General features: G+C 30.4%; 20 protein-coding genes and 1 other RNA gene. 8 read left to right on the top strand and 13 right to left on the bottom strand.

Going from position 1 to position 20,782, the window contains the following annotated elements:
* Positions 1-34: 34 nt before the first annotated feature.
* The 7 genes from ACTF56_RS03525 to panB all read right to left on the bottom strand — a co-directional run bounded on the left by ACTF56_RS03525 (position 35) and on the right by panB (position 6,590).
* Positions 35-1,390, bottom strand: coding sequence for a hydroxymethylglutaryl-CoA synthase family protein (locus ACTF56_RS03525; RefSeq protein WP_438965531.1), 1,356 nt, complete (start codon positions 1,388-1,390; stop codon positions 35-37).
* Positions 1,391-1,564: 174 nt separating this feature from the next.
* The gene (gene ypfJ / locus ACTF56_RS03520) at positions 1,565-2,425 is read right to left on the bottom strand and encodes a KPN_02809 family neutral zinc metallopeptidase (RefSeq protein WP_438965530.1); all 861 of its coding nucleotides are present in this window, start codon (positions 2,423-2,425) and stop codon (positions 1,565-1,567) included.
* A 20-nt stretch (positions 2,426-2,445) separates the two neighbouring features.
* The gene (locus ACTF56_RS03515) at positions 2,446-3,225 is read right to left on the bottom strand and encodes a hypothetical protein (protein ID WP_438965529.1); all 780 of its coding nucleotides are present in this window, start codon (positions 3,223-3,225) and stop codon (positions 2,446-2,448) included.
* 7 nt (positions 3,226-3,232) lie between these two features.
* Positions 3,233-4,585 carry a hypothetical protein gene (locus tag ACTF56_RS03510; protein ID WP_438965528.1) on the bottom strand — a complete coding sequence of 451 codons (1,353 nt, stop codon included), beginning with the start codon at positions 4,583-4,585 and terminating at the stop codon, positions 3,233-3,235.
* Positions 4,586-4,662: 77 nt separating this feature from the next.
* Positions 4,663-5,355 (bottom strand): RluA family pseudouridine synthase, encoded by a 693-nt coding sequence (locus ACTF56_RS03505; protein WP_438965527.1) that lies wholly within the window; start codon positions 5,353-5,355, stop codon positions 4,663-4,665.
* Positions 5,348-5,710: a four helix bundle protein gene (locus ACTF56_RS03500; protein WP_438965526.1), complete on the bottom strand. Its 363-nt coding sequence runs from the start codon at positions 5,708-5,710 to the stop codon at positions 5,348-5,350. The genes ACTF56_RS03505 and ACTF56_RS03500 overlap by 8 nt, the downstream gene beginning before the upstream one ends.
* 61 nt (positions 5,711-5,771) lie before the next feature.
* A complete protein-coding gene (gene panB, locus ACTF56_RS03495; protein ID WP_438965525.1) occupies positions 5,772-6,590 on the bottom strand; it encodes a 3-methyl-2-oxobutanoate hydroxymethyltransferase in 819 nt (272 codons plus the stop codon).
* Positions 6,591-6,734: 144 nt separating this feature from the next.
* Here panB and ACTF56_RS03490 point away from each other — a divergent pair, with 144 nt between their 5' ends.
* Complete coding sequence (locus tag ACTF56_RS03490; RefSeq protein WP_438965524.1) at positions 6,735-7,169, top strand: nuclear transport factor 2 family protein; 435 nt, start codon at positions 6,735-6,737, stop codon at positions 7,167-7,169.
* On the opposite strand, the gene ACTF56_RS03485 is transcribed toward ACTF56_RS03490, so the two are convergent.
* Together ACTF56_RS03485 and ACTF56_RS03480 are read right to left on the bottom strand one after the other, a co-directional pair.
* The gene (locus ACTF56_RS03485; RefSeq protein ID WP_438965523.1) at positions 7,166-7,486 is read right to left on the bottom strand and encodes a DUF2809 domain-containing protein; all 321 of its coding nucleotides are present in this window, start codon (positions 7,484-7,486) and stop codon (positions 7,166-7,168) included. The genes ACTF56_RS03490 and ACTF56_RS03485 overlap by 4 nt on opposite strands.
* Positions 7,487-7,538: 52 nt before the next feature.
* Positions 7,539-8,960: an L-serine ammonia-lyase gene (locus ACTF56_RS03480; RefSeq protein ID WP_438965522.1), complete on the bottom strand. Its 1,422-nt coding sequence runs from the start codon at positions 8,958-8,960 to the stop codon at positions 7,539-7,541.
* A 238-nt stretch (positions 8,961-9,198) separates the two neighbouring features.
* Here ACTF56_RS03480 and dnaK point away from each other — a divergent pair, with 238 nt between their 5' ends.
* Positions 9,199-11,088: a molecular chaperone DnaK gene (dnaK, locus tag ACTF56_RS03475; RefSeq protein ID WP_438965521.1), complete on the top strand. Its 1,890-nt coding sequence runs from the start codon at positions 9,199-9,201 to the stop codon at positions 11,086-11,088.
* 43 nt (positions 11,089-11,131) lie between these two features.
* Here dnaK and ACTF56_RS03470 read toward each other — a convergent pair whose 3' ends face one another.
* On the bottom strand, positions 11,132-12,022 hold the full coding sequence (locus tag ACTF56_RS03470) for a Brp/Blh family beta-carotene 15,15'-dioxygenase (RefSeq protein ID WP_438965520.1): 891 nt from the start codon (positions 12,020-12,022) through the stop codon (positions 11,132-11,134).
* A gap of 121 nt (positions 12,023-12,143) precedes the next feature.
* On the opposite strand from ACTF56_RS03470, the gene ACTF56_RS03465 reads away from it, so the two are divergent.
* Complete coding sequence (locus ACTF56_RS03465) at positions 12,144-12,866, top strand: bacteriorhodopsin-like (RefSeq protein WP_438965608.1); 723 nt, start codon at positions 12,144-12,146, stop codon at positions 12,864-12,866.
* An 81-nt stretch (positions 12,867-12,947) separates the two neighbouring features.
* Here the strand turns inward: ACTF56_RS03465 and ACTF56_RS03460 are convergent, their stop codons facing one another.
* Complete coding sequence (locus ACTF56_RS03460) at positions 12,948-15,485, bottom strand: zinc-dependent metalloprotease (RefSeq protein WP_438965519.1); 2,538 nt, start codon at positions 15,483-15,485, stop codon at positions 12,948-12,950.
* Positions 15,486-15,653: 168 nt separating this feature from the next.
* On the opposite strand from ACTF56_RS03460, the gene ACTF56_RS03455 reads away from it, so the two are divergent.
* Complete coding sequence (locus tag ACTF56_RS03455; protein WP_438965518.1) at positions 15,654-16,604, top strand: NAD(P)H-dependent flavin oxidoreductase; 951 nt, start codon at positions 15,654-15,656, stop codon at positions 16,602-16,604.
* A 30-nt stretch (positions 16,605-16,634) separates the two neighbouring features.
* Positions 16,635-17,135 carry a DUF4442 domain-containing protein gene (locus ACTF56_RS03450; RefSeq protein ID WP_438965517.1) on the top strand — a complete coding sequence of 167 codons (501 nt, stop codon included), beginning with the start codon at positions 16,635-16,637 and terminating at the stop codon, positions 17,133-17,135.
* Here the strand turns inward: ACTF56_RS03450 and ACTF56_RS03445 are convergent.
* A complete protein-coding gene (locus ACTF56_RS03445) occupies positions 17,124-17,807 on the bottom strand; it encodes a hypothetical protein (RefSeq protein ID WP_438965516.1) in 684 nt (227 codons plus the stop codon). The genes ACTF56_RS03450 and ACTF56_RS03445 overlap by 12 nt on opposite strands.
* A gap of 3 nt (positions 17,808-17,810) precedes the next feature.
* Entirely contained in the window at positions 17,811-18,863 is a 1,053-nt protein-coding gene (locus ACTF56_RS03440) for a glutaminyl-peptide cyclotransferase (protein ID WP_438965515.1), read from the bottom strand.
* An 87-nt stretch (positions 18,864-18,950) separates the two neighbouring features.
* Between ACTF56_RS03440 and ffs the strand changes: the two genes are divergently transcribed.
* The 3 genes from ffs (at position 18,951) to fsa (ending at position 20,723) form a co-directional block, all read left to right on the top strand.
* Positions 18,951-19,048: signal recognition particle sRNA small type (gene ffs / locus ACTF56_RS03435), an RNA gene on the top strand.
* A 115-nt stretch (positions 19,049-19,163) separates the two neighbouring features.
* A complete protein-coding gene (locus ACTF56_RS03430) occupies positions 19,164-19,967 on the top strand; it encodes an SDR family oxidoreductase (RefSeq protein WP_438965514.1) in 804 nt (267 codons plus the stop codon).
* A gap of 99 nt (positions 19,968-20,066) precedes the next feature.
* Positions 20,067-20,723: a fructose-6-phosphate aldolase gene (gene fsa, locus ACTF56_RS03425; protein ID WP_438965513.1), complete on the top strand. Its 657-nt coding sequence runs from the start codon at positions 20,067-20,069 to the stop codon at positions 20,721-20,723.
* Positions 20,724-20,782 lie beyond the last annotated feature (59 nt).

Below are 20,782 nucleotides of genomic sequence, written 5' to 3'. Positions count from 1 at the left end.
ATAACAAATATAAGTAAACCTAAACAAATCTAGCCTATTCTACAAATTTATAATATCTAGCTCCTTTTAAAACTGGATTTTCTTTTTCGATATAATCTAATACGAATTCATTTGTCGGATTTAAAACAGCAGTTTTTAATTCTTTTTTATGAAGTTTTTCATAAGTTTCGAAATCGATGGCTGTTCTTTGTTCTAAAACTTCAAATAATTTGGTTTTTTCAATTTTTGACTGCCAGTTTTCTTCCACAATTCCTTCAAAAACTTTTGATTTTGAACCACTTCCATATGCTATAAATCCAGTTTTCTTATTGGTTAGAGCAATATTTTCTTTTGAATTATAGTAAAGAGCTGATAAAAATCCTAAAAAGATGGAACCTGTGTAAATATTTCCAACATCACCTGATGCTATTTCAGTTGGTTTTATTTTTTGATTTACGAGTTTTAGATACTCTTCCGATTTGCTTAAAGAACGCATTTTATCTTTTATATTTTCTCCTTCTTGTGCTTCTAATAGACTAGAATTTTCATTAGCAAAAATTTCAATAAAAGTTCTTCTTCCTTGAAAACAGTAGGGTAGATGCATGAAAATTAAATCCCAATTATTAAAAACTATTTCTTTTTGATCGCTTTCTTTTTTGTAATTTTTGTAAGCGTCAGAAATCCTGTTGATGTAACAAGTATTTGAGTATTGTCCATCAAAAACAGGCTGTTCTTTGGTAATTGTAATTTCGGTTTCTAAAATTCCGAACCAATTTTCGTTATTTGAGTTGTTGTTAATTTCAGTTTTCTCAATAGTAACTTTTGGTTTAAAGAAATCAAAAACACCGCTTGTTGAAACTCCGGTTTCAGACGAAAAAGATATAATACTTGGATTTGAAGTTATCAACATAGCAATTGCTCCAGCTCCTTGTGTATATTCACCAGTCGAATTTAAATCATATTTAGCATTGTCTGTTGAAATTACAATAGCTTTTTTTGTTGGATTTAAACGTACATAATCCACACAATTTTGTAACGCATCAACTGCTCCAATACATGCGAAAGTAAAATCAACCACATCACAATTTTGGAAAGAATTTGCTCCAACTTTTTGTTCAACTACTTGTAAAATATAGGATGCAACAGGTTTTGAATTATCAACACTACTTTCTGTTCCAACATAAATTCGAGAAATTTCTGAAGGATTTAAATTTTCTTGTTGTATTAATTTATAAAAAGCATTAGAACCTAAAGTTATAATATCTTGATTAACATCTAAGAAACTCATTTTTTGAAGTCCTAAACCTTTGGTTAGTTTTTCAGGTTCAATGTTTCTATTTTGAGCTAAAACTTCTATGGGTAAATATATCTTGGGAACATCAAATTGTAGGGCTTCTATTCCGACTTTCATAATCAAATTTTTAAAAATTGAAATCAAAATTAAGGATTGATTTTAAAATTGAAATCAAACAAATTATAAAATTTAATTTAAGGTTTAAGTTTTACGAATGTGAGAATTTTATACTTGTTTTATTCAGAATATTATAAAAAAAAGAGCTACTTAATTAGTAACTCTTTTTAGTTTTTATTGAAGAATTTCTTTAAAGGTATCATGTTGATTTATATCACCAGAATTATAACCTTTCATAAACCATTTCATTCGTTGTTCAGAAGAACCATGTGTAAATGTTTCTTGATTTACATGACCTTGCATTTTAGATTGAATGGCATCATCACCAACAGCATGAGCTGCACTCAAAGCTTCTTCAATATCACCAGCTTCTAATAGGTTTTTATTGTAATGAGCCCAAAGACCAGCGTAAAAATCAGCTTGTAATTCTAAGGCAACAGAGTACTTATTAGCTGCTGCTTGACTTTTTCCTTGTTGTGCTTGTCTGACTTTTTGTGAAGTTCCTAAAAGAGTTTGAACGTGGTGTCCTATTTCATGAGCAATTACATAAGCAATGGCAAAATCACCACCTTTAGCTCCAAATCTTGTGCGAAGTTCTTCAAAAAATGTTAAATCCATATACACTTTTCTATCAGCTGGACAATAAAAAGGGCCTGAAGCAGCGGTTGCTCCTCCACAAGCAGTTTCCACAGTATCTGAAAATAATACCATTCCTGGCTCTTGGTAGGTTCCAATGTTACTTTCTTTAAATATTTTAGACCAAGTTTCATTATTATATACAAATACAGCTTCGGAGAATTCACCTAATTCTTTTTCAGCTGATGTAAGTTCTCTTGTTGAAGTTGCTTGCGATTTTGTTTGAGCACCTTGAGTTTGTTCTAAAATAGTACCAATAGTTTGTCCAGTTTCTCCGCCAAAAATATTAAGTAATAAAATAACAATACCAATCATTCCACCACCTACTAATGCTTTACCACCACCAGACATTGTTCTTCGGTCTTCAAAGGAGTCACTTTTTTTTCTTTCCCATTTCATACTTTAATTGCTTAAATTAATTATTCAATTCCAATTTCGTCTATAATTGATTTTTCTTCAAATCCAACAGCTTCATGGTAAATAGCATAGTTTATGGAATAGATGTATGAAAAAGTAAAAAATATTCCAATACATAAACCTAATAGTCCCAATATAGCAAAAATTACTCCAAGTAACATGGCAACCAATATGTGAAAAGGTTGTTTTAAAAATAGTTGAATTCCGATACGAATAGCATCAATATAATTTAAGTTTTTATAAATGATTAAAGGAATTGTAAATACTGAAAATAAGCCAATAACTATTTGAAAAACAATATCAAATATAGCTAAGTCAGTTGATACTAAAACTATATTTATTATTGATTTTAAGAATCCAATTAATAAATAACTCAAAAATAAATTTTTAAAATAGGGTGGTTTGTAAAAGTCGAAAAACACACTAATTCCTAAATCTTGATTAGTTTTTGCTAAATGATTTATGTGTATGAATCCTGCAACTATAGGTGCTGAAAGTGCACTTATTACGCTAGATAATATTAGATTAACCAACATAAATACAGGTTCAGTTGACAAGGTTTCAAACTGTAACATTGTTTCAGTAAAGTTGGTAAAACCATAAGCCAAACCAAATATTCCTCCAAAAATAAATAAAGAAATAATACATAATAGGACAAAACCTACAGTGGAATATAAAAAGGATTTTTTAAATGTTAAAAAGCTAACATCTAATATTTTACCAATATCTAAAAAATAACCTTTGTTGACTAAAGTATCTAAATCGTTTGTTTTGTTTTCCATAATTTTATTAAAATCCTATTCTGAAACCTAAATATAAATCTGCTTGTTTTGTATCGTCTAATGCTGCTGTTAAAATAGAGCCTGAACCTATAAAGAATCCACCTAATCGAACTCCAAAACCACCAGTAAATCCAGAAATTTCGTTATTTGATAATGGTACATAAAATTCATAGTCTTCACTTGAAAATCTTGGTGTAATTGTAATACTGTTTTGAGTTGTAGTATAATCGTTATCGCTGTCTTCAGAAATTTTTTGTTGTGTGTAAGCACTAATTCTGAATTTTCCTCCTAATCTTAGATCAGCGTAAGCAGAAAAAAGTGTTGGAAGATTGATTTTGAAATCCTTACTTTCATTATTTTTTATAAAATCAATGTTACCAGCAGCATTTTCAGCAATTAAAATGTTTTCAATTTGTTGTAAATCATCAATATCCTGAAATTGATTCAAATCTAATGCTTGAGAGCCTTGAATACTTAAGTTATAATCCGTAGAAACATTATTAGCAGCTTTAAAAGTCATAGAACCTATATTTCTGATGGCAATACCTGAATTAAAAACATAGTCATTCTTTTTATCAGTATCTTTAATTTTAAAATTCAAACCAAAATCAGCTGCATAGCCGTTAATTCCAGTACTAAAAAATTCATTAAAGTTGTTAGCATCTGTGAAACCGTTTGCAATTGGACCCGAATAAGCAATGTTAACGTTGGCGCTTGCATTTATTAAATTAACTTGTGTGCCCACATTTTGAATAGTTCCAAAAAATTTATCAGCTCCTAAATTGGCATAAGAACTTGGAAACAGTAAGCGAATATTTGTACCTAAATTAAACTTATATTTTTCATCTTCAAAAAGATTTCTTGCTATAGTAAATCCTAGTTCGCCCCAACTTGCCGCGTTAATTTTTTGATTGAATTTACTTCCAATTGAAGTGCTTGAAAGTAATGCGTTTGAATTTACTAGAGCATCTCCTAAGTTAACATCTACATCAATAATATTTGCTTTTGCAACAGCATTCGAATAAACACCAAAAGCCCATTTATTTGAAGTAAAGGCAAAACCTGGTCCATTTACAAGTAAATCTAAACGCATGTTTACAGGCTCATTACCGTTAAAAATTAAATCTTCAATATCATTTGAATTTACGATATCTTGAAAACTAATTTTATTGTTTGAAATGTTTAAACTTGTTGTAAAAATATTGATTTCGAAACTGTTAGAAAGATTTGATAATTCAGCTGGATTGAAATTAGCATTTAAAATTCCGACTCTTCTTGCAGTATTGATTCCAGAAAAATGTTCTTGTGAAAATCCGAACTGCAATGAAATGATTGCGGTTAATAAAATTATTTTTCTCATGTATGTAAAATTTATTTTTTTTGCGACATACAAAAATATCAATTTTATTCATAAAAAAAAGGGTTATTTAACCTAAATCATAAAGCTTTCCAAATACTATCGTTGGGAACAGGAGCAATAATTGTAAGTTCTTCTTTGGTAACAGGATGTGTAAAACTTAATTTTCTAGCATGAAGATGAATTCCACCATCAGGATTACTTCGATCAAAACCATATTTTAAATCGCCTTTTATTGGACAACCGATTGCTGCTAATTGAGCTCTAATTTGATGATGTCTTCCCGTATGAAGATTGATTTCTAGACCAAAATAATTATCTAATTTTTTGATGATTTTGTAATCTAGACTAGCTTTTTTACTTTCTGGAACTTCTTTAGTGTGAGCTTTTGAAGTGTTGTTCTTGGGATTTCGTTTGAGATAATGAATTAAAGTATCATTTTCTTTTGGAGGACTATTTTTAACAACAGCCCAATATGTTTTTTGGGTTTCTCTGTTTTTAAAAGCATCGTTTAAACGCGATAAAGCTTTTGATGTTTTGGCAAAAACAACTATTCCGGTGGTTGGTCTATCCAAACGATGAATTACACCTAAGTACACTTCGCCAGGTTTTTTGTATTTGTCTTTGATATATTCTTTAACTACTTTCGATAAAGGTTTGTCACCCGTTTTATCACCTTGTACAATATCACCAACACGTTTGTTAATCACAATAATATGGTTGTCTTCATGAAGAATTTGAAGGTTGACTCTCGTAGAGATTATCTTAGACATTTTGGATTTTTAGACTTGAACGAAACTTAGAAATCATTTTTACTATTTCAATTAATTGAAGACATAATTTATCAGATTCTTCAATTGTAATAAAATTTAAATCGGTAGCAATTAAAATTTGAGTTTCTATTTCATAAGCTGAGCCAATTGCAATTTCAAGAAATCTTGAAAATTCTTTATTTGAATTTCTAGAAGAACCTTCAGCTATATTTGAAGGTATTGATACCGATGCTCTCCTCAATTGATTTGTTAATCCAAATTTTTCTTCAGATGGGAAATTTGATGTTGACAAATATATTTCAGAACAAAATAGTCTGCTTTTTTGCCAAATTATTAACTCTTTAAATTGATGCATAATACTATTTTTCTAAAAAATCTAATATATCTAAAATGTCTAAAATGTCTAAAATTTCTAATTAGTATTGTTCATTTTCATTAGGAAAATCAACAGCTTTTACATCAGAAACATATTGTCCAATAGCTTTTGTCATTTGATCAAATAAATCTAAATAACGTCTTAGAAATCTTGGGTTAAATTCATTGTTCATTCCTAACATGTCATGAATTACTAATACTTGACCATCAACACCACTTCCAGCACCAATTCCAATTACTGGAATCGATATACTTTCAGCAACTTTTTTGGCTAATGCAGCAGGGATTTTTTCTAAAACTAAAGCAAAACAACCAATTCTTTCAAGCATTTTGGCATCTTCAATAAGTTTATCAGCTTCTTCATCTTCTTTAGCTCTAACAGTGTAAGTCCCAAATTTATATATAGATTGTGGAGTAAGTCCTAAATGTCCCATTACAGGAATTCCAGCATTCAATATGCGTTTTATACTGTCTTTGATTTCGCTTCCGCCTTCAAGTTTTACCGCATGACCACCACTTTCTTTCATGATTCGAATGGCAGAACGTAATGCTTCTTTTGGATCCGATTGATAGCTTCCGAAAGGTAAATCTACCACAACCAAAGCACGTTCAATTGCTCTTACTACACCAGAAGCATGATATATCATTTGATCTAATGTAATAGGTAAAGTAGTTTCGTGCCCAGCCATAACATTACTTGCTGAATCTCCAACTAAAATAACATCAACACCAGCAGAATCAACAATTTTAGCCATTGTAAAATCATAAGCTGTTAACATAGAGATTTTTTCTCCATTTTGCTTCATCTCAATTAATGATTTTGTAGTGATTCTTTTATAATCTTTTTTAGCGACTGACATAGTATTTGTATATAATTTAAGCAAATGTAGTAAAACCAAATATCTTTCAAATTATGTATGAATAAAAAAACTCAAAAATTTATAAAAACCTAATTTATTGTAACGTTATTCATCATTTGTTTACTAATTATTTAAAATTTTATCATGCAAAGAATTATTTTATATTTGTTTTTAATCAGTACAAGTGTGTTTTATTCACAAGAAATAGAAGTTCAGAAAACCATTGATGCTTTTTTTGTTGGCTTAAATTCTAAAGATACTTTAACCATTAAAAAGACTTGTCATAAAGAAATCATATTACAATCTATAGTAGTAGAAAATCAATCCAAAAAATTACAAACAGATGATTACAATGATTTTTTAAAATCAATTGCAGATATTCCGAAAAATGTAATAATTAACGAGAAATTATTGAGTTATGAAATTCAAATTGATGATAATTTAGCACATGTTTGGACGCCTTATGAATTTTATGTTAATGGAGAATTAAGTCACAATGGTGCCAATTCTTTTACATTAATTAAACAAGATGATTCTTGGCAAATAATTCATATTATTGATACACGAAGAAGAGATTAGTTTTTAATGAATTTAGAATCTATTAAATAAGCTGTAGCACTTCCTATGAAATAACAAAACATATCCAACCAAAGAAAACCTTCTCCAAGCACGTAATGACCTAAAGTTGTTTTTCGAATTAAAACCAACCAATCCCACTGAATCAATTGAGAAGTTTCAATAGTAAAACAAAACAGAATACTAAACATTAAAATATGAATTCTATTTTTTGTTGGAAATAAAAAACAAAATATGAAATAGATTAACACAGAATAAAGCAAATCACCTATATATATAGGTATTAGATTTACTTTTCTTGAAAGTATTCCAATTATCATTACAAATAATAAAGTCAGGAAATATTTGAAGGTATTGCTTTTCAAATTAAAATTAACAATCCGCTAAATTAACCCCGATAGCTAAACCACCTTCAGAAGTTTCTTTATATTTGGTATTCATATCTTTAGCTGTTTCCCACATGGTATTTACAACTTTATCTAAGGGTACTTTTACATTTTTTGCGTCAGTTTCTAGAGCTAATTCAGCAGCGTTAATAGCTTTTATAGCACCCATAGTATTTCTTTCAATACAAGGCACTTGCACCAAACCGCCTATTGGATCACAAGTCATGCCCAAATGATGTTCCATTGCGATTTCTGCAGCAACCGTTACTTGTTCTGGAGTTCCACCCATTGCTTCACACAAAGCAGCAGCAGCCATAGCACTTGAAACTCCAATTTCAGCCTGACAACCACCCATTGCAGCACTAATTGTGGCTCCTTTTTTGAAAATACTACCAATTTCACCAGCTGTCATTAAAAAACGTTTGATATCTTCTGCACCTGCATGGTGATTTTCTATGACTAAATAATACATTAAAACAGCAGGAATTACGCCAGCACTTCCATTGGTTGGTGCAGTTACAACTCTTCCCAAAGAAGCATTTACTTCGTTAACTGATAAAGCAAAACAGCTTACCCATTTTAAAATTTGTCTAAATTTAACTTCTGTTTGTCTTATTACTTGCATCCAAGAATAAGGATCTTCATAAGGTAAAACTCCAATCAAGTTTTTATGCATGTCATAAGCTCTTCTTCTTACATTTAAACCACCAGGTAAAGTGCCTTCCGAATGACAACCAATGTACATACATTCTAACATGGTATCCCAAATACGCATTAATTCATTGTGAATAGCATCTTCCGAACGCATGGATTTTTCGTTTTCATATACAATTTCCCAAATTTGTTTTTTTTCTTGATTGCAAAAATTCAATAAATCATTTGCATTGTCAGTTCTAAAAGGGAAGGAACATTTTATTTCTTCATTTTTTGAGGAATTTACTAGTTCTTCCACTACCACAAAACCACCGCCAATAGAGTAGTAGGTAGTTTCATATTCTGTTTCATTAGTATAAGCAGTAAATTTTAAGCCATTGGAATGAAAAGGTAAAAACTCGCGATTAAAAATAATATCACTATCAAAATGAAAAGGAATAATAATTTCATTTCCAAGAAAAATTTCTTTCTTGTTTTTTATGGCAGTAATAATTACATCAATACTTTCAACAGGAATATATTCGGGATCAGCACCACTTAAACCTAACATTATTGCCAAATCTGTAGCATGACCTTTACCAGTTAATGACAATGAACCATATAAATCAACTTTAACACGATTGATGTGGTCAATAAGATTATTTTCTTTTAATTCTTTTAAAAAGCGTTCTGCGGCACGCCAAGGCCCAAGTGTGTGAGAACTTGAAGGTCCAACACCAATTTTCAACATATCAAAAACTGAAATACATTCCATAGCTAAATCGTTATAGTTGCAAAGATAATCGAAAGTTTAAGAGTTTAGAAGTTTAGAGGTTTAAAAGTTTTAAAGGAGTATTTCAACTTCAATCTTAAATATAAAAAAACCAAAAAAAATGTCATATTGTCATATTTTATTACTAAAACTGACAATTAATAAAAAGTTTTTGAGTTGGCATAGTCCTTGTCATATTGATAGTGAGTTTAAAAATTAAATAAATTAGAAATTAAACAATATGAGTAAAATTATTGGAATCGACTTAGGAACAACTAACTCTTGCGTTTCTGTAATGGAAGGTAGCGAACCAGTAGTAATTCCTAATGCTGAAGGAAAAAGAACAACACCGTCTGTAATTGCATTTGTAGAAGGTGGAGAAATTAAAGTTGGTGATGCTGCAAAACGTCAGGCTGTTACCAATCCTACAAAAACAATTGCTTCGGTAAAACGTTTTATGGGAAACAAATATTCTGAAAGTACTAAAGAAGCTTCAACAGTAGCTTACAAAGTAGTTAAAGGAGACAATGATACTCCAAGAGTAGATATTGATGGCAGATTATATACTCCGCAAGAATTATCAGCAATGACTCTTCAGAAAATGAAGAAAACAGCTGAAGATTATTTAGGACAAACAGTTACACAAGCGGTTATTACTGTACCTGCTTATTTTAACGATGCACAACGTCAGGCGACTAAAGAAGCTGGACAAATTGCAGGTTTAGAAGTAATGCGTATTATTAACGAGCCAACTGCTGCGGCATTAGCTTATGGATTAGATAAACAAGGTAAAGATCAAAAAATTGCAGTTTACGATTTAGGTGGTGGTACTTTTGATATTTCTATCCTTGAATTAGGTGATGGTGTATTTGAAGTTTTATCTACTAATGGCGATACTCATTTAGGTGGAGATGATTTTGACCAAGTTATTATTGACTGGTTAGCTACTGAATTCAACACTGCAGAAGGAATCGATTTAAGAAAAGATCCAATGGCATTACAGCGTTTAAAAGAAGCTGCTGAAAAAGCAAAAATTGAATTATCTGGTTCTGCTCAAACAGAAATCAACTTACCATACGTTACTGCAACTGCATCAGGTCCAAAACACTTGGTACAAACTTTAACAAGAGCTAAATTTGAACAATTAGCAGATACTTTAGTAAAACGTTCTATGGAACCAGTGGCTAAAGCTTTAAAAGATGCAGGTTTATCAACATCTGATATTGACGAAGTAATTTTAGTAGGTGGTTCTACAAGAATACCAGTTATTCAAGAACAAGTTGAAAAATTCTTTGGTAAAAAAGCCTCAAAAGGTGTAAACCCTGACGAAGTTGTAGCTATTGGAGCTGCTATTCAAGGTGGTGTATTATCTGGAGATGTAAAAGATGTATTGTTGTTAGATGTTACACCTTTGTCTTTAGGTATCGAAACTATGGGTGGTGTTATGACTACATTAATTGAATCAAACACAACAATCCCAACCAAAAAATCACAGATATTTTCAACAGCTGCCGATAATCAACCAACAGTAGAATTACACGTTTTACAAGGAGCAAGAGCAATGGCTGCAGACAATAAAACAATTGGTCGTTTTAACTTAGATGGTATTCCACCAGCACCAAGAGGAGTTCCTCAAATTGAAGTAACTTTCGATATTGATGCAAACGGAATTATTAAAGTTTCTGCTACAGATAAAGGAACTGGAAAATCTCACGATATTAGAATTGAAGCTTCTTCTGGATTAACAGCTGAAGAAATTGAAAGAATGAAAAAAGATGCTGAAGCAAATGCAGATGCAGATAAACAAGCAAAAGAAAGAGTTGAAAAATTGAATCAGGCTGATGCTATGATTTTTCAAACGGAAAGCCAATTGAAAGAATTAGGTGATAAATTATCTGATGAACATAAAACAGCTATCGAATTTGCTTTAACTGAATTAAGAATGGCGCACCAATCGCAAGATTTAGCTGCCATTGATAAAGGTTTGGAAAACATTAACGCTGCATGGAAAACAGCTACAGAAGCAATGTATGCTCAAGGTGATCAAGGTGCTGCTCAAGACGCACAACCTCAAGCTGATGCAACTGGAGACCAAACTCAAGATGTAGAATTTGAAGAAGTAAAAGAATAACTAAAATTTAAATTTAGTTTATAATTTGAAACCGAGTAAGTAATTACTCGGTTTTTTGTTTTATAAACATCTTAATAATGATGTATACATGGGGAAAGGTAATTGCAGCCAAAAATGAAAAAAAGATAGATTCAAATATTATCTCATCTTTTAAAATTACATAAAGAATTAAAATTCCGAAAAGCGAAATTATCCAAAAAGGAAATGCCGTAATAATATATTTTTTAATGTTTTCAATATTAATGGAACCGTGCATAAAATTAATTTGATCTCTTATAGAAGGTAAACTGTGCCAAATAACAAAGTATATTGCAAATGCCCAAATTAAATTAGCAGTTTTAAAAATTACTGTAAAAACAATTAAGTAAAATATATTGATTATAAGTTTTTCTCTAAAAATTTCTAAATTTTTATACAATAGAAAACCAAAAAGTAATAATAAACCCATGGTTGCAAAAAGTATGTAATTAAAGTTTAAGTTAGAAATAGAGTAATTTGTAATAGAAGAAATAATGGTTTTTACTTTTACTTCATGCGATTGAAATAAAATGACAAGAATATTAAAACCATAAATGAACTGAAAAATAACTATAGGTATCAAAAATCTTTTATTTTTTAAAAATTGCCAATGTTGTTCTCCAAAATGATAGGAACTCACTATAATAAATAGCAATAACCCAATCACAGGAACATAACAAAACAATAATGTACCTAATAACACAACTGCTACATAATAGGCTATAATTTTCGTATTTGTTAATGATTTTTTTAATACTGTTTTATTAATCAACAATATATCATTTGATCCATGCAGTATTCCAATTAGAAAAATGAAAATAAATCCAATGATTAATTGCCACTTATCGTTTAAATAAGAGTTCATCCATAAACCTATAAAACTTATAAATAATGATATTTTATCAAGCTTAGACATATGTTATAATTTTTTTGTTTAAAGATATTAAAAAAAAACTAAACAAAGCTTGTTTATTTGTTTAACGTTTTGTAGATTTGATAAAACAAAAGTATATTAATTATTAAATTAACAAATTATGATGAGTTCAATTGCTTTATTCGCAAGTGTTGGAAAATTAAGTCCAACGGATTATGTAGGTTTTACTTTTTTTGTAGGATGTATGGCCATGATGGCTGCATCAGCTTTTTTCTTTTTATCGTTAAATCAATTCGATAAAAAATGGAGAACTTCGGTTCTTGTTTCTGGTTTAATTACATTTATTGCTGCTGTTCATTATTTTTACATGAGAGATTATTGGGCAAGTTTTGGAGAATCACCTACATTTTTTAGATATGTAGATTGGGTTTTAACTGTGCCATTAATGTGCTTAGAGTTTTATTTAATTTTAAAAGTAGCTGGAGCAAAACAATCATTGTTATGGAAAATGGTAGTTTATTCTGTAATAATGTTGGTAACAGGTTATTTTGGTGAAGTTGTATTTACCGATAGTGCTGCATTATGGGGATTCATCTCAGGAGTTGCATATTTTGCAATAGTTTATGAAATTTGGTTGGGTGAAGCATCAAAATTAGCAAAAGCTGCTGGTGGAGAAGTTTTAAAAGCACACAAAATTTTATGTTGGTTTGTATTAGTGGGTTGGGCTATTTATCCTTTAGGATACATGATGGGAACAACTGGTTGGTATAATGGAATCATTCCAGCAGGTAATATTGATGTGGCTTACAACATTGCAGATGCTATTAACAAAATTGGATTTGGCTTAGTAATTTATACTTTAGCAGTAAAATCTCAAAAAGATTAATTATTGTTTTAAAAATTGCTAGAAAAAAAACCGTTTCAATGTAAATTGAAACGGTTTTTAGTTTTATAACTATTTTAAATGCTATTTAGGATTTAATCCATTATCAATTTTAGAAACTAAATCTGATAAATGAAATTTACTTAATCGATCAGTAGAATTAGCAGCACCTAATTTTAACTGATTTTTTAATTCTAACAATTGTCCTCTTGCAATTGAAGGAATATCCGTTTCACTATATTTTACAGGTCTTCTGTTTAAACCAGATGCTGTTTTCTTGCCATCATTATCAAGAGCGTTAATTAAATTATTGACAAATAATTTTTGTAAATTTCTACGATAGACATCAATTGGTGCATTGGTTGTTAATTCAGAAAAAATTCCTTTTCTAACATCAGACATTAGCTCATCAACAGAATAATTTTTCTTATCTAAGGCAGAAGTTTCTATCAAACGAATTAATCTATCACCCGAAAATAAACTGTTAAGCGTTCCTCCTTGCAATGATTTCATAGCTTCAACGCCACTATCAGGATTTATTTTACTAATTATGTTTTGGTCTAATAACCAAGTTGGTGTTTTAAACAATTGATCGTTTAAGAATTTAACAGCTTCATTTTGAATGCTTGAAGGAACAACTTCATACATATTACCTTCCATATCAGCGGTTTTTGGAGTTTCGTAAATTCCACCAACATTTTTAGTAACATGTCCCATGTATCTTCTGAATTGTCCGGTTAATGAATTGTATAAACCCTCTAATTCTTCATAATCTTCACCGTCTTCTTTACTCCAAGTAATTAACTGAGGTAATATTCTTTTTAAATTTCTGATTCCATATTCAGAAGCTTTCATGGCATTGTCACCTAAATCTTCTGTTTGATATCTTGGATCATACGGACTAGTTTCAGTACCAAACCATAAACGTCTGTTTTTGTAAGCATCTTTAACCATATTATTTAACAAAGCTTTTTCTTCTTTTTCAGATTTAGCATCTGCAAAGTAAGTATAACCCCATTTAATAGCCCATTTGTCATAATCTCCAATTCTTGGAAACAAATCTTTAACTCCATCTTCTGGTTGTGCTACATAATTAAATCGTGCATAATCCATGATAGAAGATGTGTGACCGTTTTTCTTTTGATAGTCAGGATTTCTTAGCATTTCAACAGGAGTTGCATTACTAGCACCCATATTATGACGTAATCCTAAAGTATGTCCAACTTCGTGAGACGATACAAAACGAATTAATTCGCCCATTAATTCATCATTAAATTTCATATTTCTAGCAGCAGGATCAACAGCAGCAGTTTGAATTAAATACCAATCACGTAATAAACTCATGATGTTATGGTACCAACCAATATGACTTTCCATAATTTCTCCGGTTCTTGGATCATGAACATTTGGTCCGTAAGCATTTTGAATATCAGCAGCAAAATAGCGTACCACTGAATATCTTGCATCTTCTAAACTCATTGTAGGATCATTCTCTGGCCAATATTCACCACGAATTGCATTTTTCCATCCAGCAAATTCAAAAGCCTCTTGCCAATCATCAATTCCTGCTTTAATGTATTTTTTCCATTTATCTGGAGTTGCAGGATCAATGTAATATACTAAAGGTTTTTTAGGTTCAATTAATTCTCCTCTTTTTTGTTTTTCAGCATCTTCTTCATTTTTAGGTTCTAAACGCCATCTAACTGCAAAAATATCAGTATCTGATTTCAATGAATTTTCTTCAAAAACATCGTAACCGTTAGCAAAATAACCTACACGTTTATCAAAAGCTCTTTTACGCATTGGTTTTTCAGGCAATAAAATCATAGAAGTATTTAACTCTAAAGTAACAACACCAGCATCCAAAGCAGCAGGGAAATTTGTTCCAATTCGTGGTGCAGGTGACATTGAAATTTGTGGAGCTTTGGTACTAAAAGTTTTTACAGAACGAATTTCAGTATTTATTGGGAAAGATTTTATTCCTTCGATAAACGATTTATCTTTTTGAAATCCTTGTATGTTTAGCAACTGTTTTCTGATTGGATCAATAGAAAATGTTTGTAAATCAGCATCAAACAATGAAGTTACATCAAAAACATATCCTTTTATTTCTTTTCCATCTTTATTGTAAGCCATAACATCAAAGTTGCCAATAATTGGATCAGCACTTGAATTTTTTACAGCTTTTGTTATGGGTGAATCTTCATTAGGAGTTGCAATCACGTAAGTAACTGATCTCAAAAGGATGTTATCATTCAAACCCTTTTCAAATTTGATTACCTGACGATTAACTTCCTCACCGCCAAAAATTCCACCACCAGCAGGAGTTTTAGAATATCTTGTAATTGTCATAATTTCTTTTCCTAACAAAGCTTCAGAAACTTCAAATAGAAATTTGTCACCCACTTTATGGACATCAATCAAACCTTTTTGTGTAACTGCAGACGAGTCAATTACTTTGTTGTAAGGCTTGGGTTTTTTTGGATCTGGTTTTTTTGCATCCATGTTCATTGCAGGTACTGATGGAGCACCTTTTTTGTCTTTTTTCTTTTTCTGTGCAAATGTGTCAACAGAAAATAGCAATAAAAAACAGGTCGAAATCAAGAAGAGTTTCTTTATCATATTTATGTTATTATAGTTTATAAATCAAATTTATTTTTTTTATTCCTAATATCTATTTTGTTAAGAAAATTATTGGTTTTTTTTAACATAATTTCAAGTCAAAATAGTATGCATGCATAGTAAATTGATATTTATTTTATATATTTGATAAATCAAAAAAACAAAATCATGCAAAAACAATCTTTAACGTCTTTATTAAACATCAGAAAACCTTTAATTATGGCTCCGATGTTTTTAGTTTCCAATACAAAAATGGTAATTGAAGGAATGAAAAGTGGTGTTGCAGGATGTATTCCAGCTTTAAACTACAGAACTTTAGAAGAATTAAGAAATTCTATAAACGAATTAAAAGCTGCAAAAGTTGATGGTGGTTCCTTTGGCTATAATTTAATAGTAAATAAATCAAATTTAAAATATAAAGAGCAATTGCAAGTTATTTGTGAAGAAGGTGTAGATTTTATAATTACTTCATTGGGAAGTCCTGAAGAAATTATCAAAGAAGCACATAAAGTAGGAATTAAGGTTTTTTGTGATGTCACCGATTTGGCTTTTGCTCAAAAAGTGGAAAGTTTGGGTGGTGATGCCTTAATTGCTGTAAATAATGCAGCTGGTGGACACAGAGGAAAAATTGCACCAAAAGATTTGATTCACCAATTAAATGAAGGAACCAATTTACCAGTAATTTCAGCTGGTGGAGTAGGTTGTAAGCAAGAAATGGAAGAAATGCTTTCTTACGGCGCCATAGGAGTTTCTGTAGGAAGTCCTTTTATTGCAACTTTTGAAGCTGGTGTTTCTAACGAATACAAACAAGCTTGCGTGGATTATGGAGAAAAAGATATTGTAATGACCGAAAAAATTTCTGGAACTCCTTGTACTGTAATTAATACACCTTATGTTCAAAAAATTGGAACAAAACAAACTTGGATTGAAAACCTATTAAATAAAAATAAAAGTCTCAAAAAATGGGTCAAAATGATACGTTTTTCAATTGGAATGCGGGCTACAGAAAAAGCAGCTAAACAAGCAACTTATAAAACCGTTTGGGTTGCTGGTCCTAGTATTGAGCATTCAAAAGCCATTTTGTCTGTGCAAGAAGTGGTTAATCATTTAACGGTTTAGTTTTTCATGTACGATAAAATATATACTTTTTTGAACAGATTTTTTAAAGAATCTACCTTGTTTAAAGTAATGTTCAATAGTTCACCGATGTACAAGAGAAGTTGTGGTAAAATTACTTTTGTATCAGAGGATTTGCATTTGGTTAAAATTAAAATTGCGTTGTCTTACAAAAACAAAAATTACGTAGGTTCAATGTTTGGTGGAAGTTTATTTTCGGCTACAGACCCTATTTATATGATTCAATTAATGCTGATTTTAGGGAATGATTATGTAGTTTGGGACAAAGCCACAGAAATTAAATTTAAAAGACCCGTTTACAAGGATGCATTTGTGAATTTTGAATTTTCTAAAGAAGAAATTCAAGAAATAAAGCAAAAAGTGGCCTCACAAAATGAATTGGATTATGTGAAACAATTAAACATTACCGACGAAAAAAAAGAAATTATTTATACAGAATTGAACAAAACAATTTACATAAGCAATAAAAAATATTACAAAGAGAAAAGAAAAAAAAGTAGTTTAACGAAATAGATTTCCAATTTTATAAAATATCCTGCCAATGAAGGTGCGTTTTTTAACCATACCTATTACTATGACATCGCCTTGTAACTCATCTGTCATTAAAGTAATGTCATAATCGTTGTTAGTCCCAACAATGAAACTAGTGGAAGTTCCAACATAAGAAATTTCAATTTTATCGCCAAGTTGGGCTTCAATTTCAAAATTCCCGTCTAAATCGGTTGTTATTCCTTTTAAAGAAATTTTATTAACTACTTGAGCACCTAAAATCCCTCCATAATCATTAGAAACTGAACCTTTAATTATTTTAGGTTTTTTGATTGAATCTTTGGCAGTGTTTATCGAATCACTTTTTGTATTCGTTTGCACAATTATAGGTTTAGTTTGAGCAATAACTTTTTGTGATGTCAATGTAAAAAATCCAGTCAAAGTTGCCAAAGCTATCCACTGAGTTCGGGAATTGGTAGGTTTTATTAAATTTCTATTCAGCTGTTGAAAATTAAAACGACCGCAAATATTTTTATCTGAACTTAAAGTGTCAATAATCTCTGAATCACTAGCATTTAAAAAATTATAGACTTTTTTTTGACAACTGCTACAAAACCTTCCTTTTTCAACGGTAGTCATTTCTTCCCAATTTTCATGACAAGGTTTCGGAATGGATATTTGTATTTTTGTACTCATTTGTTATTCTATTACAATCTCAAAAGCTTTGTCCCAGTTTTTTCCTGTCACTAAAATAGTGTTATTTTTTGGATTATGAGCAATTCCATTTAAAACTTCTCCGCTTTGTAAAGGCTTAGTAACTTTAGATTTTAAGTCACTTAAGTTTAAAATATTTTCAATAGCACCTGTTTTTGGGTCAATTTTAATCACGGTATCTCTTTCGTAAAGATTCGCCCAAATTTTACCATCAATCCACTCTAATTCATTAATGGCTTCTATTTTATTTGAATTAGTGTAAACACTTATATAGTCTATCATTTCAAAAGTTTCTGGATTTACAATGTAAATTTTCTCGGTACCATCACTCATGTATAAATTAGTTCCATCATTTGTTAAACCCCAACCATCCATCTCTTTAAAATAAGGAAAGCTTTTTTCTAGCTTAAAAGTGGTAGCATCGTAAACAAAAACTGTTTTTTCTTGCCAAGTTAATTGGTATATTTTATCATTTAAAACTGTGACACCTTCTCCAAAATAGTTCTTTTCTAAATCAATTTTTTCTTCAACAGTTCCAGTTAAGTAGTTGGTTTTTCTTAAAGATGATTTTCCGTATTGACCACTTCCTTCAATTAAAAAACCTTTATAGAATTCATATCCTTGAGTGTAAGAATTTGGATCGTGATTGTAAGTATTTACAATTTTATAGTTCAATAATTTAGGTTCAGAAGCGGCATAAATAATAAATTGTGACTCATTTGTAGTTTCTTTTTCTTCATGATAAATGGTAGCTTTTACTTTTTTGTAGCCTAATTTTTCTGAAGTTAGTGCATAATTAAATGAATCAAAACCTTTAACAGAACCAATTTTTTTGTCGTTTAAACTAAAAACGATGGAATCATTTTTTTTGTTTTCATCATTTTTCACCTTTAATTCGATGCTTTCATTTGGGTTATAAGCTTGTTTTAACACCGATGTATCAATGGAAAATAGCATTTTTTCATTTTCTTTTTCTTCTCCACATGAAAAAGTTGCAACAGTTAATATTATGAAAGAGAATAACTTATATTTAAACATGACCAATAATTTTAATATTCGAATATACAACGTTTTTTTAAACTTACAATTGCCTTGTAAAAATATAAAAAGATTGTATATTTGCAACGGCAAGTCCTACACGACCAGCTCCTGCAGAATCCTCCAGGGTGGGAACGCAGCAAAGGTATGTGGTTGTAGCGGTGCGATGTAGGTCGCTTGCCATTTTTTTTTAAATCTGAACTTGCTTCAGATTCCTTTATAAATTGTAGTGATCTTCCAAATGGAGGATTTTTTTATACCTAAAAGTTGCGTAACTTAGCCTCTCAAAAAAATAAATAAATGCAAAAAGTTGTTTTTATAACAGGAGCTTCCTCTGGAATTGGAAAAGCCATTGGTGAATATCTACATCATAAAAATTTTATTGTTTTTGGAACAAGTCGGAATCCTTCAAAAGTCGAAAATTCGTTATTTCCATTGGTTCAATTGGATGTTAGAGATTCTAATTCTATCGCATCTGCTGCAGCTGAAGTTATTGAAAAAGCAGGAAGAATTGATGTTTTAATTAATAATGCTGGTGTTGGAATTACAGGTCCTTTAGAAGAAATTCCTTCAGAAGAAATTCGAAATAACTTTGAAACCAATCTCTTTGGTCCAATTGAAGTTATGAAAAAGGTTTTGCCTCAAATGAGAACTCAAAAAAGTGGATTAATCATAAATATCACTTCCATTGCAGGTTATATGGGATTGCCTTACCGAAGTGTTTATTCTTCAAGTAAAGGAGCTTTAGAATTAATAACGGAAGCACTTCGCATGGAAGTTAAATCTTTTGGTATTCATATAACCAATGTTGCTCCTGGAGATTTTGCCACAAATATTGCTGCAGGTCGTTATCATGCTCCAGTTTTAAAAGGTTCTGCATATGAAGTCACTTATGGTGCTACTTTGAATGAAATGAACACTCATGTTGATAGCGGAAGCAACCCTAATGAAATGGCTGAAGCAATTTATAAAATCATAAATACATCTAACCCAAAAATACATTATAAAGTGGGAGCTTTTATGCAAAAGTTTTCGATTGTTTTAAAGAGAATTCTACCAGATAAAGTCTATGAAAAAATGTTAATGAATCATTATAAATTGTAGAATATAAAATAGAGAAAAGAAAAAAGAAGAAAGAGAAAAGATTTAATTTTTGATTTTTTACTTTTGCAAGATAAACAACAAACAACAAACAACTAGAATATGAAATTTTTTATTGACACAGCTAATTTAGCTCAAATTAAAGAAGCACAAGAATTAGGCGTTTTGGATGGCGTTACAACCAATCCGTCATTAATGGCAAAAGAAGGAATTACGGGTAAAAACAACATTTTAAAACATTATGTAGCTATTTGCAATCTTGTTGATGGTGATGTAAGTGCAGAAGTAAATGCTATTGATTATGATGGTATGATCAAAGAAGGAGAAGAATTAGCAGATTTACACGAACAAATTGTTGTAAAATTACCAATGACAAAAGAAGGAATAAAGGCCTGTAAATACTTTTCTGATAAAGGTATAAAAACGAATGTAACTCTAATTTTTTCTGCTGGACAAGCATTATTAGCAGCAAAAGCAGGTGCTACTTATTGTTCTCCGTTTTTAGGAAGATTAGATGATGTTTCAACAGATGGTTTAAATTTAATTGATGAAATTCGTCAAATTTATGATAATTATGGTTTTGAAACTCAAATTTTAGCAGCTTCTGTTCGTCATACAATGCATGTAGTGAATTGTGCGAAAATTGGTGCAGATGTAATGACAGGTCCATTATCGTCCATATTAGGTTTATTAAAACACCCTTTAACAGATATTGGTTTAGCACAATTTATTGCTGATTTTGAAAAAGGAAATAAATAGAAGTTCAAAGTTTGAAGTACAAACTAAAAAGTAATAAAAAAAAGCGATTCTCATTTGAA

The organism is Flavobacterium sp., assembly GCF_965657075.1.
GTDB lineage: Bacteria > Bacteroidota > Bacteroidia > Flavobacteriales > Flavobacteriaceae > Flavobacterium.
This window is presented reverse-complemented; position numbering and strand designations above follow the sequence as displayed.